Below are 14549 nucleotides of genomic sequence, written 5' to 3'. Positions count from 1 at the left end.
TCACCCACGCCTGAAGGCGCGACCTCTCCCACCGGGAGAGGTGAACCGCAGCCACTCTCGTCCAGCGATCCCGGATCTCCGCTGCGCTTCGTCCGGGATGACGTTCAGGGGAGCTACCCCTGCGCGAGATACTGCTTCGCCAGGATCTTGCCCTCTTCCACGGCAGGCTGGTCGAACGGATCGACGCCCAGCGCATAGCCGGCCAGGATCGTCTCCAGCATGAAGTGCATGAGCAGTTCGCCCACCGCGCGCTCGTCGAGCTTTTCGATATGGATCTGGCGGGTCGGGCGGCCGTTCTTGGCCAGGGTGTCGGCGGTGGCGCGCCCCTGCGCGGCGACCAGATCGCCGATATGCTTGCCGCCGAAGCCCGCCTCGCCGGCCCGCTTGGCGAGCTTCTCGTCCATGAGCGGCCCCTTGCCCGCCACGCCCGTGGTCATGACGGTGAAGAGCTTGTCGTTGGGGCCTGCGAGATAAAGCTGGAGCTGGCTGTGCTGGTCCACGGGGCCGATGGCCGCCACCGGCTGAGTGCCGTGGCCATCCTTGCCGACGCTCTCGGCCCAGAGCTGCACCCACCAGCGGGTGAAGCGCTCGAGCCGATCCGCATAGCCCATCGCCACTGTGATGCCTTTTCCGTCGCGGGCCATGGCAACGTTGAGGGCGGCACCAAGCGCCGCCGGCGCGTCCTTGGCGGCGGCGCCGCTGCGGAAGGGCTCGGAGGCGTCAGTCGCACCCTGGCGGATCGCCGCGATGTCGAGGCCGAGCACCGCTGCGGGCAGCAGGCCCACATTGGTGAGCACCGAATAGCGCCCGCCGATGCCGGTGTGATGATCGAGAAAGCGCACGCCTTCGGGCTCCAGCAGATCGCGCAGGGCATTTCTGACGCCATCCTTGCGCGGCTCCGAAAGGCCGAGGAACACATCCTTGGGATGGGCGCTCAAGCCCGCCTTGTCGAGGGCGGTGAGCACGGCGATCGTCTGCATTAGGGTCTCGCCTGTGCCGCCGGATTTCGAGATCGATACGAACTTGGTCGAGGAGAGCGGCAGCTTATGCAGGACGCGGTCGAAGGTGATGGGGTCGAGGTTGTCGAGGAAGTGGACCCGGGGGCTCTCGGTGAAGCGCCCGGCACCGGGCACCGCATAATCCTTCAGCTGGGCCAGGGTCTGCCCGCCGAGGCTCGATCCGCCGGTGCCGAGGAACACGACATCGGTGGCATCGTCGCGCAGGAAGGTGGCCGCCTCGCGGATACTCGCCAGATCGTCCGTCGTGCGGGGCATATGGAGCAGCGGCAGCCGTCCCGAAGAATCGTCCTGCGACAGCCGCTTCATGGCCTCGCCGACAAGCCCGAGCGCCTCATCCAGCGCCGCCTGCGGTAGACCGCCCTCCCCGATCGTGGATTCAAGGGCAAGATCGATCGATTGCTGCAGGGGCATAGGCGTACTCCGACTCGTTGCAAGTTGGAGCGAAAGACTAGGGCAGAGAGGAAGCCGAGGCTAGAGCCGCGGAACTGAGCCGACGTCTCCGTGGTGAGAGGCGACCGGGTGAGACCCTCCCGTCATGGCCGGCGCAAGGCCGATGATGACGACGGAAGTGGATTCCAAGACCGACTCTTGGGACAAGCTCGCCGTCTGGAGACGGCGGGGTCACACCCCTGTCGGCCGCCCGGCGATCACCGTCAGCATCCGGCCATCGCCGAAGATGCGCTCGGCCGCCTTGCGGATGTCGGCCTGGGTCACCGCACCGACGAGGGCGTTGCGGCGGGCGATGTAATCGATGCCGAGCCCCTCGAAGGCGATCTGCGCCAGGGTGTGGGCGATCTTGGTGGAGGTGTCGAAGCCGAGCGCATAGGATCCGATGAGATAATCCTTCGCCTTCTGCAGTTCCTCGTCGGAGGGGCCTTCGCTTGTCAGCTTCGCCATCTCATCGGTGATGACATCGAGAGCCTCGACCACGCGCTCGTTCTTCGTGGCCGTATAGCCCCAGGTCATGGCGGCGGAGCGGTAGCTCACCAGCGAGGTGCCGACGCTGTAGGCGAGGCCGCGCTTCTCGCGCACTTCCTGGAACAGGCGCGACGTGAAAGCGCCGCCGCCGAGGATGTGGTTCAGCACATAGGCCGGGATGAAGCCCGGATCGCTCCAGGCGATGCCGTTCATGCCGAAGCGGATGACCGATTGCGGCACGTCGAGATCGACGACGATGCGCGAGCCGATCTTCTGCAGCGTCGCAGGCTCGATGATCCCTAAGGGCTTCGCTTCGGGAAGAGAGCCGAACACCTTGTCGAGGAGCCCCGACAGGTTGTCGGAACCGATGGCGCCAACGACCGCCACCTTGACGCGACCGCGGGCGATGATCGCCCGATGCATGGCCACGAGATCATCCCGCGTGATCGCCGCGACGCTCTCCGGCGTGCCGGAGGTGGGGCGCCCATAGGGATGACCGGCAAAGCCTTCCTCGAAGAAACGGCGGGTCGCCATCACACCGGGATCGTTCTGCTGGTACTTGAGGCCGGCAATGGTCTGGGCTCGCACGCGCTCGATGGAATCCTGGTCGAAGCGCGGCTCGGCGAGCGCCAGGCGCAGCAGATCGAAGGCTTCGTCCGCGTGCTTGACCAGTGTCTTCAGTGAGCCGCCGAGCGCGTCGTTGCCGGCGTTGAAGGACAGCTCGATGGCGCGTGCGGCCAGGCGCTCCTGGAACGCGTCGGAGTCGTACTCGCCAGCGCCCTCGTCAAGGAGACGCGCGAGCATCTGCGCGACGCCCGGCTTGGTCTCAGGATCATGGGCCGAGCCGCCCTCGAAAATGAACGAGACGGCAATGAGCGGCACCACATCGGACTCGACGTGCCAGACCTCGACGCCGCCCGGCGAGGTGAGCGCCTTCACCTGGGTCGGAGACGAGGACAGGGTTTCGACAGAAGCTGTCATTGTGACCTCAAATTCTGGGGCAGGCAGCTTCAAGAAGCCGACTTCTGCAGGTAGCCCGTCACGGACCGGCGGGGGACAAGGTAGCGCTCGGCAGCAGAAGCCAGATCGTCCTTGAGAACGGTCTCGATCTCCACCGGCCAGCGGCGCACCTCCTCGATGGTTTCGCCGATGGCGAGCGCCGAGCCGTAGATGCGGGCGAGCGAAGACTGACTGTCGGTGGAATAGATCGTCTCGGCCACGAGGCGCGTCTTGGCGCGCTCGATGGAATCCCCATCCAGCGCCTCGGACGGAATCGTCTTGAGCACCTGATCGACGGCCTCTTCCAGCGCCTGGAGCGACACGCCTTCGGCCGGGACTGCATAGACGCAGAAGCGGGTGTCTTCCATGGCGGAGGACATGTACCAGGCACCTGCATTCACCGCGATGCCGCGCTCCATGACGAGCTTGCGGTAGAGATACGACGTCGGGCCGCCGCCGATGACTTCGGCAAGCAGTTCGAGCGAATAGCAGTCGCGCTGCGAGGCGGTGCGGCAGGACGGCACGAGATAGAGCCGCTGCATGGTCGGCTGCTCGACCTTGGGGTCCGCCACGGTGATGTGACGGGCCGCCACCGGCTCCGGCTCACGCGGACGCACGCGGATCGGCCGCTTGCCCTGCGGCGCGACGCGGCCATAGGTGCCATCGGCGAGGCGCCGCACCTCGTCCTCGGTCACATCGCCGGCAACGACGAGGATGCCGTTCTCGGGCGTGTAGAAGCGGCGGTAGTAATCAAGCGCGTGATCGCGGTTGAGGGTTTCGATCTCATGCATCCAGCCGATGATCGGAATGCCGTAAGGATGATGCACGAAGAGGGAGGCGGCCATGGCCTCGGACAGCTGTGCCGAAGGGTCGGTCTCGACCCGCATGCGGCGCTCTTCCAACACCACGTCACGCTCCGGAGCGATCACCGATTCCTCCAGGAGGAGGTTCGTCATGCGATCGGCCTCGAACTCCATCATGGTCTTGAGGTTTTCGCGGGCGACGCGCTGGAAATAGGCCGTGTAGTCGAAGGAGGTGAATGCATTCTCCTGCCCGCCGAGGCCGGACACGACCTTGGAGAACTCGCCGGCCGGGTGCTTCTCCGTGCCCTTGAACATCAGATGCTCGAGGAAATGCGCGATACCCGACTGGCCGATCGGATCATCCGCCGAACCGTTGCGGTACCAGATCATGTGGGTGACCACGGGAACGCGATGGTCGGGAATAACCACCACGTCGAGGCCGTTGTCGAGGGTGAAGGAGGACAGGTTCGGGCCACTGCCTTCCGTCCGCCCGAAGGAAGCGGCGTCCGCGCGAAGAATGGGCTTAGAGGCAGTATCCATGACGTTTCAACCTTGGCGACATCAAATCGTTTCGCAGGATCAGACCTACGGGAATAGTCAAATTAGGGGGGTACGCAAGCGAAGCCGCGAAACTTTCCGGTGGGGAGACGGTTTGCGCCGCACAGCGAAACCAGGCTTGGCTTTTCAGGACCCCATAACGTTTTCAGGCGAAGCGGGGGGACCCGTTCGCCTGAAAGAGAGAGAAGAGAGGATGGCTACTGCCGGCGACGCTCTTGCTGCTGGCGGATGAAGGCCTGGGGGCTGTCGGGATCACCGTTGACCACCGGATCGGCGGAGGCCTTGAGCTTGCTGCCTCCCTGGGCCTTGAGGAGCGCTGCAGGAGGATCGCTGAGGAAGCGGCGCTCCAGGCCGTCGCCCTGGAGTTTCACGTCGTCGCCTGACGTCCCATAGGATCTCAACTCCTCCGGAGTCATGCGGCTCATATCGGCCTGCGCGCCTGTCCGGGCGGGAGCCGTCGTGGCGATGTTGTTCGGATTGCGCCCTGCGCGCACCTCCTCGATGGAGAGGCGGCGGCCTTCGCTCAGCTTGTATGCTTCGGAGTTGGTCCAAGGTGTGCGGGCATCGGCGGCCGCCTTGCGGCGGGCTGCCACATCCGGGTCCTTGGGCCAGTTGCCGTTGCGCGCCTCGGCACCGCCGCCTGGCGCGGGAGCGGGCAGGTTCATGCTCGGCGGGAGCACGAGAGGAGCACGCTCGTTATAGACGATCGGGTCCTTCTCCTTGGGAATGATGCCGATGCTGCCGAGCAGGCTCTTGACGGCCTCGCCCTCCTGCGCCGAAGCGCCGGTGGCGGCAACCAGAAGCGCCAAAGCCCCTGCGCACCCTACGATTTTCATTCCCTTCATGGCACCCACCATTAATTTCTCGTTGTGGCCGGAAGGCCTGATCGCTCATTCTGGCGAACATATGGCAGCCGGACGCTGCGAAACATTATTTCTTTGCTCGACGCCCTTCCAGCACGAAGGAGTCATAGAGCAAACCAGCTACCCCCGCAACGATAGCGGCATCGGCCACGTTGAACACGTACCAGGACCATGAGCCGATATGGAACTGGATGAAATCGAACACGGCCCCATAGGCGATCCGGTCGATGACGTTGCCGATGGCCCCGCCGACAATCAGGCCGAGCGAAACGGCCAGGAGCTTGGCCGAGGTGCGGCGGATCCAGACGCTCAAGCCAATGGCGGCCAGGATCGAGATCACGACCAGGGCCCAGCGGCCGAGATCGGAGTTCTGCTGGAACAGCCCATAGGAGATGCCGCGGTTCCAGACCACGATCAGGTTGATGAAGGGCGCGAACTCCACCGGCTCCTTCACCGGCAAGTCGAACACGAACAGGGTGTAGAGCTTGGTCGCCTGATCGAGGACGAGCGTGATCAGCGCGGCGGAGAAGCCGAGGATCGCGGCGGCCGAGAGGCCTTTGCGAGCCATGCGGCTCTTGCCGGAGTTCCTCGGGCTGCGCGGACGCGTCGCAGCGCCGGGGCGCTGCGGGCCGGCCTGAGAGGCCGACCCTGCTTCCGGGAGCGGCGCGCCCGTCTCGTTCGCCTTGCTCATTCCGCTGCCGCCTTCAGCTGGTCCCACTCCCGCAGGGCCGCCGCGTCGCGGGGCGTCACGTCCGGGTAATCCGGGTCGGTGCCCACATCCGGAGTGACCTTCCACGAGCGGGCGCATTTGCGTCCCTCGGCGAGGGTAGGCACAACGGCAACGCCCTTCACATCCTCAAGGCGGAAGGCCTCCGTTAGCCCTTCGCCCTGCACCACCCGGATGCCGGACGTGATGCAGATCTCGGCGAGGTCGAGCCCCTGCACGGCCTTGAACAGGCTCTCATCCGCAATGTGCACCACGGGAGCAGCCTCAAGGCTCGCGCCGATGCGCTTCTGCGCACGCTCGATCTCGAGCGCACCCGTGACGGCACGGCGCACGCGGCGCACCTTCGACCAGCGGTCTGCGAGCGCGTCGTCACGCCACTCCGCCGGCACGTCGGGGAATGTCTCGAGATGCACCGACTCGGCGCCGGGATAACGCTCAAGCCAAGCCTCTTCGGCCGTGAAGGCCAGGATCGGCGCAATCCAGGTCGCCACGCAGCGGAAGGTTTCGTCGATGACGGTCAGCGCGCTCTTGCGCACCTTGCTCGAGATCGGATCGCAGTAGAGCGCGTCCTTGCGGATGTCGAAGTAGAACGCCGACAGGTCCGTGGTCATGAACGAGGTCAGCAGGGCGACCACGCGCTTGTAGTCGTAGTTGCCGTAAGCCTCGCGCACTTCGCCGCCGAGTTCCACCAGACGGTGGAGCACGAAGCGCTCCAGCTCCGGCATCTCGCTGAAGGCGACCTTGTCGGCTTCGCGGAAATGCGCGAGCGAGCCCAGCATCCAGCGGATCGTGTTGCGCAGCTTGCGGTAGGTTTCAGCCGTGGTCTTGATGATCTCCGGGCCGATGCGCTGGTCGTCCCAGTAATCCACCGACGCCGTCCAGAGGCGCAGGATGTCGGCGCCGTAATCCTTGATGATGGTCTGAGGCGCGACCGTGTTGCCGAGCGACTTCGACATCTTGCGGCCCTGCTCGTCGAGCGTGAAGCCATGCGTGACGACGATGTCGTAGGGCGCGCGGCCCCGCGTGCCGCAGCTCTCGAGCAGCGACGAGTGGAACCAGCCGCGGTGCTGGTCCGAGCCTTCGAGATACATGACCTGATCGGGGCCGCCATCGACCTTGCGCGTCACCTTCAGGTCCTCGCGCTTCTCCAGCGCAAAGGCGTGCGTGCAGCCTGAGTCGAACCACACGTCGAGGATGTCGTTCACCTTCTCGAAGTCGGCGAGGTCGTAGCCGCCGGCCTTGAGGAAGCGCGAACCGTCGTCAGCGTACCACGCATCCGCGCCCTCCTTCTCGAAGGCCTCGGCGATAGCGGCGTTGACGCGCTCGTCCTTGAGGATTTCGTTGCTGCCCTTCTTCACGAAAACGGCGATCGGTACGCCCCAGGCGCGCTGGCGCGATACCACCCAGTCGGGGCGGTTGGCGATCATGCCGTTGATGCGGTTCTCGCCGGATTCCGGCACCCACTCGACGGTCTCGATGGCACTGAGCGCGCGGGTGCGCAGCGTATCGCGGGCGGGCTCTTCCGGCTGAAGGACCAGAGGCGCAGCCTGCTGAACGCCGCCCTCGTGGCCGAGCGGTTTGTCCATGGAGATGAACCATTGCGGCGTGTTGCGGAAGATCAGCGGACCCTTCGAGCGCCAGGAATGGGGATATTGGTGCTTGAGACGCCCGCGCGCGATCAGCGCGCCGACCTCGACGAGCTTCTTGATCACCGCCTCGTTGGCGCCCGCATCCTTGCCCTTGTCGTCGTAGATGCGCTCGCCCGCGAAGAACGGCACGTCGGGGAAGTAGGACGAGTCCGGCGACACCGTATGCGGCACCTCTTTCGTGCCGCAGGCAGCGAAGACGTCGCGATGCTTCACATAGGTGTTGTAGTCGTCGGCGCCGTGGCCCGGAGCCGTATGCACGAAGCCCGTACCGGCATCGTCAGTGACGTAATCGGCAGGCAGCACCGGCACGCCGAAATCCCAATAGCCGTTCGCACCCTCAAGTCCGCGGAACGGATGCGCGCAGCGCTCGAGCATCACCGGCAGCACGTCTTTCACGCGCTCATATCCGGCAACACGTGCAGCCGCGAAGACATCGGCCGCGAGCTTGTCGGCGATGACAAGACGGTCGCCCACCTTGGCCCAGTTGTCTTCCGCCGCTTCCGTGACCCTGTAGAGGCCGTAAGCGATGTTCTCGCCATAGGCGATGGCGCGGTTGGCCGGGATCGTCCAGGGAGTCGTCGTCCAGATCACCACGGACGCGCCGTCGAGATCGCCGTCGAGCGTGTTGGTGACCTTGAACTTCACCCAGATGGTCGTGGAGGTCTTCTCGTGATACTCGACCTCGGCCTCGGCAAGCGCCGTCTTCTCGACCGCTGACCACATCACCGGCTTCGAGCCGCGATAGAGCTGATCGCTCACCGCGAACTTGATGATCTCGCGAGCGATCTGCGCTTCCGCGTCGTAGCTCATGGTCAGGTACGGGTTCGTCCAGTCGCCCTCGACGCCGAGGCGCTTGAACTCCTCGCGCTGCACATCGATCCATTTTTCGGCGAAGGCGCGGCACTCGCGGCGGAACTCGACGATGTCCACATCGTCCTTGTTCTTGCCCTTGGCCCGGTACTCCTCCTCGATCTTCCACTCGATCGGCAGGCCGTGGCAGTCCCAGCCGGGCACATAGTTGGAATCGAAGCCCAGCATCCCCTGCGAGCGGACCACGAGATCCTTCAGGATCTTGTTGAGGGCGTGGCCGATATGGATATTGCCGTTGGCGTAGGGAGGTCCGTCGTGGAGCACGAAGCGCGGACGGCCTTTCTGGACCTCGCGCAGGCGCTCGTAGAGCCTCTTCTCGTTCCAGCGCTGCAGGAGCAGCGGCTCCCGCTGCGGCAGGCCGGCCCGCATGGGGAACTCAGTCTGGGGCAGGAACAGGGTTTCGGAATAGTCGCGGGCGGCGCTTGCAGGCTTATCGGTCATGACGGTCGATCAGGTCTCGTGTGGCCCGGGTCAAAGCGGGCGCATCGGGCTTCTCTTGAGGGGCGAACGGCTAGGATCCCGGACCTTCGCAGGTCATGCGAAAGCCGGGCCGATAATTCGCGCCGCGCCTATCCGGGCGGCCGGCAGGACCTGAGAAACCATGGGCATGGGGAGCCTTTTAGCAGCGCCGGGCCGGATAATAAAGCGTGGTGATTCCGGGAGGGGATCCCTATTTATGAGCCTAAACCGGCCTTACAATATGCACAGGCGACCGGCAGGAAGGATCAACCCATGGCAGACTCGACCATCACGACCGAACGGCGCTCGCGGGCAGGCTTCGACTTGACGCCCCCGGGTCCCGACCAGTTCCGCGCGCTCGTGAACAATCTCGACGACGAAGAGCGCCGCGTTCTCCTGGAGCATGGCACGGAGCGTCCCTTCTGCGGCATCTTCAACGAGGCCAAGGACAAGGGCACCTATTGCTGCCGCCTCTGCGGACTGCCGCTCTTCCATGCCGGCACCAAGTTCGAATCCGGCACCGGATGGCCGAGCTTCTTCGACCCCATCGACCGTGACCACATCGCCTTCATCCGCGACACCAGCTACGGCATGGTCCGCACCGAGATCCGCTGCGCCCGCTGCGAGGGCCATCTCGGCCACGTGTTCAACGACGGCCCTCCCCCGACCGGCGAGCGCTACTGCATGAACTCGGTTTCCATGCGCTTCGTCGCCGAGGGCGATCCGCTGCCGGACGAGCTCGGGCGCGGCGCGCCGGAGGGCGAGGTCACGGGCTAAAGGCCCCGCCATGGAGCCGCGCCGGCAGGACATCGACATCAGGGCGGGCGGCGATTTCTACGCCCGCCTGCCGGTCTTCGACCATTTCTCCGACCTGACCGACCCTGGGCGCTACATGCCCGTTCCGGACGATTGGGTGCTCGGTCTCAGCGACATCGTCCGCTCCACTTCGGCAATCGGGGCGGGACGCTACAAGGAAGTCAACACGGCTGCCGCCGCCGTGATCGCCGCGGTGGCCAACAAGCTCGGCACGAGTGAGTTCCCCTTCGTGTTCGGCGGCGACGGCGCGAGCTTCGCCCTGCCGGTCTCACAATCCGACATCGCGCGGGACGCGCTGAGCGCCGTTGCAGCCTGGGTGCGGGATGCCTTCGGCTTCGAACTCCGCATTGCCCTCGTGCCGGTCTCGGAGATCAGGGCCCAGGGCCACGATGTCCGCATCGCGCGGTTCTCCGCCTCGCCGGACGTGTCCTACGCCATGTTCGCGGGCGGCGGCCTGGCCTATGCAGAGCGGCAGATGAAGAACGGCGCCTTCGCCATCCCTCCGGCTCCATCGGGCACCCTGCCCGACCTCTCAGGTCTGAGCTGCCGCTTCGATGAGATCCGGCCGGAACGCGGCGTCATTCTCTCCCTGATCATCTTGCCCACCCCGGAAGCGGACATGCGGGCTTTCAACACGCTCATCAGCCAGGTGCTCGGCTTGGCCGAGGGCCAGGAGGCCGGTCGCCCCCTCCCGGACAAGGGACCTCCGCTCGCGTCCCCGTTCCAAGGGTTCGGGATCGAAGCGAAGACGGTCAGAACAGGCGGGTTTCACTTGTGGCCCCTGGCGCGGCTTGCGGCCGGGCGTCTCGCATCGTTCATGATTTTCCGGACAGGTCGCCATTTCGGCGGCTTCGATCCCGCTCGATACCGCCACCAGCTTGTCGAGAATACGGACTTCAGAAAGTTCGACGACGGCCTTCGAATGACGCTCGACTGCACGCCCGCCCTGGCCGACCGGCTGGAGACGATGCTGGCGGAAGCTGAGAAGCAAGGCATCGCCCGTCACGGCCTGCATCGGCAGGAGGCGGCCCTGATGACATGCTTCGTCCCCTCGCCCACCCGAGCCGACCACATCCATTTCGTCGACGGCGCCATGGGCGGCTACGCCATGGCCGCGCAGGCGATGAAACCGGCTGTCTAAACCATAATCAATCCGGACGGCGTGAGCCGATCCGGGATCGCTTTACCAGTCCAGCACTGTCATGCCGGGGCCGCGCAGCGGAGCCCGGGATCCATAACCGCTAATGATGCAGAATGAAGCGTGACGCTGTTTGCTCTGTTCCGAAACGTCGTGGTTATGGATCCCCGCCTGCGCGGGGATGACAGTGCGGAGGTTCCGGCGCTCTGGCCTGAAAACGATCCCGGATCTTCGCTGCGCTCCGTCCGGGATGACGACTTACGGGTTCACCCGATCATCGAAACCGTAGGATCTTCAGCAAGCATCCGCTTCGCCTCGACCGAATCCCGATCCATCTGGGCGATCAGCGCCTCGACGCCGTCGAACCGCTCCTCTCCCCGAATCCAGCCGATGAACTCCACGTCCATGATCTGACCGTAGAGATCGCCGGCGAAATCGAAGAGGTGCACCTCAAGGAGTGGCGCTCCGTTGTCGAAGGTCGGGCGGCGGCCGAAGCTTGCGACGCCGTCCACGAGAGTACCGCCAACCGATGCCCTTACCGCAGAGATGCCGTGCCGCAGGCGGCAATCGTCGGGCAAACGCATGTTGGCCGTCGGGTAACCCAGAACACGCCCGCGCTTGTCGCCATGGCGAACCTCGGAGCGGACGAACCAGCGATAGCCAAGGAGCCGGTTGGCCGTGGCGATGTCACCCGCCTCAAGAGCAGCCCGGATGGCGCTGGAGGAGACCGGCTCCGTGCCCTCGACGATGGCGGGCGCTATGATGCAGTCGAGCCCCCGCTCCCGGCACAATTCGCTCATGCGCTCCGGATTGCCCTCGCGCCCCCGGCCGAAATGAAAGTCGTGGCCGATCACAACACCCGACAATTCCAGGTCTTTCGCCAGCAGGTCCACGAAGCCCGCGGCCGTGAGCGCGGCGAGCGCCCCGTCGAAACGCCTCTGGAAAACGCCCGCGAGGCCGAGCCGCGCGAAGATCGCCAGCTTCACGGGCTCCGGCGTCAGGCGAAACAGCGGCCTGTCGGGTTGGAAGAAGGTGCGCGGATGCGGCTCGAACGTGACGACGGCAGCAGGCCGTCCGGAGTTCAGCGCCATGGTCAGGAGATGCCGGTGGCCGCGATGCACACCGTCGAAATTGCCGATGGCCGCAACGGCTCCCTTGAGGCTCTCGGGCACAGGCTCGCCATCGCGGCAGATCGCGAAGGGGGTGGGCATCAGGGGAGAACCTCGGAACTCATCTGGGACGGGTCAGTGCCGCGCGACCCTGTCGAAAAGCATGCAGCGGGTCAAGGGAAGAGATGAGGGCGGCTCTCGCGGTGTCATTCCCGGCCGGAGCGTCAGCGGAGGGGAAGGGAATCCACTCACACGCGTCGAGTTATGGATCCCCTTCCTGGCCTACGGCCGCCGGGGATGACACCTGCAACCTTCAGCAGCTTCACCAGGACAGCACATCCGTAAAAGCGGTCGGCCGAACCGGCTGCCGTTCCACCCAGTTCTGCACGTGATCGGAGACGAGATCGCCCTTATGCAGACCCAACTCCTCCGCGTGGATGCCGCGGGCGATCATCAGGGCGTCGATGCCGAAGCCCACGGCGCCTGCGATGTCGGTGCGGATCGCATCGCCGACGGCCAGCACCCTCTCCTTCGGGATCGGATGGCCGGCGAGATCGGACGCCACGGCCAGGGCCCGCTCATAGACCGGGCGGTGCGGCTTTCCCGCATAGAAGACCTCGCCGCCCATCTCCTCATAAGCAAGCGCGATGGTGCCCGCGCACGGCAGGATCATGTGACCGCGCTCGACCACGAGGTCGGGGTTGGCACAGACCATCAAAAGGTTGCACCGGCGCATGGCCTCGAGCTGCGGGCGGTAATCCTCGACCGTCTCCTCCTCGTCATTGTCGAAGCCGGAGCAGACCACGTACTCCGCCTCCGCGATGGAGCCGAAGCGCACGTCGAGACCATTGTAGATCGGCATGTCGCGGGGCGGCCCGATATGGTGCACCACCTTGTCGATACGCTCCTGGATCGCAAGCCGGGTCAGGTCGCCCGAGGTGACGATGGCGTCATAGGCCGAGCGGGGCACCCGAAACCCGTCGAGCTGCGTTCCCACCGAGGCGCCGGGGCGCGGGGCGTTGGACACAAGAATGACCCGGCCGCCCTTGGCACGAAAGCGCGTGAGCGCGTCGCTCGCGGACTCATAGGCTTTGACGCCGTTGTGCAGCACGCCCCAGACATCGCAGAGGATGAGATCGTAGCGTTCGGCGAGAGGCTGAAGCCCTCCGACGTGAAGGGGTCGGGACAGAGCGGTCATGGGGTCTCACTTATCAGGAGACCGGCGGGTAGGACCTTGCGCGTTCCAAGTCAACCGGCGCGCCGGAGGCGGGTTGGCGCATCCTCCAGACCGAAGGCGCGCGGGAGTTCCTGCTCGCCCTCAGCAATCTCCGGCTTGACCGGGCGCGGTGCCGCAAAAGCGAAGCCCTGCGCAAGCTGGACCCCAAGGTCGGCGAGAACCGGCACCATGTCGTCGCCCTCCACCCGTTCGGCGATCAGCCGGATGCCCTGGCGGCGCAGTGTGGGGGCGAAATCCCGCACATCGAGCTCCGGTCCCGCATAGCGTCCGTCCTCCCGCTCGGCGGCTCTGATCAGCAGATCGGCCGGCAGCTTCATGAAGCGGACACCCAGATCCGCCAGCACCTGCGCATCGAAGCGGAGATCGGCGGCACGATCGAGGGAGAACGGCACGCCGCGCTCCCGCAGGCTCGCCAGCGCGCTTTTAAGGTCGCCATCGAGATGGCGCCAGCTGTGCTGGGGCAGCTCCAGGACGATCCTGCCGAAGATTTCGGGTGAGGAATCCAGCAGCCCGGCAAGCGACCACAGGAAGCCCGGCTCGACGATGGCATGAGCCGACAGGTTCACCCCCACGATGGCCTCGCTGCCGCGGGCCATGAGATGGCGGGCGACCGCCATGGCGCGGATCAGGATCCGCCGGTCGAAATCGGCAGCACGGCCGGAGCATTCCAGGATGGGCAGGAACTCCACCGGCGCCAGCAGGGTCCCGTCCGCCAGACGCAGCCGCGCCAGCACTTCATAGAAGCGGATCTTACCCTGAGGCAATGACACGATGGGCTGCAGGTGCAGTTCGATCCGGTCCGCCTCGAAAGCCTGGGTGACGAGCCTGATCCGGCTCGTCTCATCGGCCGAGAGCCTGCGGATGGAGGGCAGCAGGGATGGCTCGGGAAAGGTCTCAGATCCGACGCCGGAGCCCTCCACAAGCGTCAGGGAAGGCTTGGTGCGCAGCACCGGAGCAGCCTGCGCGGTGCTCTCCGGCGCACCCGCGGCTTTGGCGAGGTCACGCAGGAGAACCGCCGGACCTTGCCCCGCAGTTCTGCCCGATCTCGGGGCCAGCGGAGCGGCAGGGCGGTTCGCCGGCTCGCGCTCGTTCAACCGATCCGATGCAGACTGCAAGTCCGCTTCAGCCTGCTGCTGGAGGATGAGGAGACCGCCGATCACCATCGTGATCAGAACGGCGAAGGCCGGCATGACAAGGCCCGCTTCCATCGGCACATAGGCCGAAGCCGATGCTGTCAGAAAGGCCGGTGTGAAGGCGAGCAGAGCCGCCCTCCGGCCCCGCAGGACCAGAGTTATTTTCTTCGTTATGACCATGGGTGCCCCCGCTCCCCTGGCTCGGGGCTGATGCCCGAATCAGTGTCTTAACCGAATGTGAATCACGGCGA

11 protein-coding genes are annotated in these 14549 nt (G+C 65.5%); 2 read left to right on the top strand and 9 right to left on the bottom strand.

The features are described from left to right. Nucleotides 1-113: 113 nt before the first annotated feature. From IC232_RS09980 to ileS, 6 genes are all read right to left on the bottom strand, one after another. Complete coding sequence (locus IC232_RS09980) at nucleotides 114-1430, bottom strand: glucose-6-phosphate isomerase (protein WP_190844776.1); 1317 nt, start codon at nucleotides 1428-1430, stop codon at nucleotides 114-116. A 210-nt stretch (nucleotides 1431-1640) separates the two neighbouring features. After that, complete coding sequence (locus IC232_RS09975; RefSeq protein ID WP_190844775.1) at nucleotides 1641-2918, bottom strand: M16 family metallopeptidase; 1278 nt, start codon at nucleotides 2916-2918, stop codon at nucleotides 1641-1643. Nucleotides 2919-2947: 29 nt separating this feature from the next. Further along, complete coding sequence (locus IC232_RS09970) at nucleotides 2948-4279, bottom strand: M16 family metallopeptidase (protein WP_190844774.1); 1332 nt, start codon at nucleotides 4277-4279, stop codon at nucleotides 2948-2950. 215 nt (nucleotides 4280-4494) lie between these two features. Continuing rightward, the gene (locus IC232_RS09965) at nucleotides 4495-5142 is read right to left on the bottom strand and encodes a hypothetical protein (RefSeq protein ID WP_190844773.1); all 648 of its coding nucleotides are present in this window, start codon (nucleotides 5140-5142) and stop codon (nucleotides 4495-4497) included. 85 nt (nucleotides 5143-5227) lie between these two features. Then, entirely contained in the window at nucleotides 5228-5728 is a 501-nt protein-coding gene (gene lspA, locus IC232_RS09960) for a signal peptidase II (protein ID WP_190845047.1), read from the bottom strand. Between the two features lie 119 nt (nucleotides 5729-5847). Then, nucleotides 5848-8847 carry an isoleucine--tRNA ligase gene (ileS, locus tag IC232_RS09955; RefSeq protein WP_190844772.1) on the bottom strand — a complete coding sequence of 1000 codons (3000 nt, stop codon included), beginning with the start codon at nucleotides 8845-8847 and terminating at the stop codon, nucleotides 5848-5850. Nucleotides 8848-9138: 291 nt separating this feature from the next. Here ileS and msrB point away from each other — a divergent pair, with 291 nt between their 5' ends. Both msrB and IC232_RS09945 read left to right on the top strand, forming a co-directional pair. Next, nucleotides 9139-9642, top strand: a complete 504-nt coding sequence (gene msrB / locus IC232_RS09950; protein WP_190844771.1) for a peptide-methionine (R)-S-oxide reductase MsrB — start codon at nucleotides 9139-9141, stop codon at nucleotides 9640-9642. 10 nt (nucleotides 9643-9652) lie between these two features. After that, entirely contained in the window at nucleotides 9653-10822 is a 1170-nt protein-coding gene (locus IC232_RS09945; RefSeq protein ID WP_190844770.1) for a DUF3095 domain-containing protein, read from the top strand. A gap of 263 nt (nucleotides 10823-11085) precedes the next feature. On the opposite strand, the gene IC232_RS09940 is transcribed toward IC232_RS09945, so the two are convergent. From IC232_RS09940 to IC232_RS09930, 3 genes are all read right to left on the bottom strand, one after another. Continuing rightward, complete coding sequence (locus IC232_RS09940; RefSeq protein ID WP_190844769.1) at nucleotides 11086-12030, bottom strand: bifunctional riboflavin kinase/FAD synthetase; 945 nt, start codon at nucleotides 12028-12030, stop codon at nucleotides 11086-11088. A 220-nt stretch (nucleotides 12031-12250) separates the two neighbouring features. Then, nucleotides 12251-13126 (bottom strand): TIGR01459 family HAD-type hydrolase, encoded by an 876-nt coding sequence (locus tag IC232_RS09935; RefSeq protein ID WP_190844768.1) that lies wholly within the window; start codon nucleotides 13124-13126, stop codon nucleotides 12251-12253. Between the two features lie 50 nt (nucleotides 13127-13176). Continuing rightward, entirely contained in the window at nucleotides 13177-14478 is a 1302-nt protein-coding gene (locus IC232_RS09930; RefSeq protein WP_190844767.1) for an EAL domain-containing protein, read from the bottom strand. Between the last annotated feature and the right edge of the window lie 71 nt (nucleotides 14479-14549).

The organism is Microvirga sp. (assembly GCF_014699075.1).
Lineage (GTDB): Bacteria > Pseudomonadota > Alphaproteobacteria > Rhizobiales > Beijerinckiaceae > Microvirga.
The sequence above is the reverse complement of the archived record's forward strand: the minus strand, read 5'-3'. Positions and strand labels throughout refer to the sequence as shown.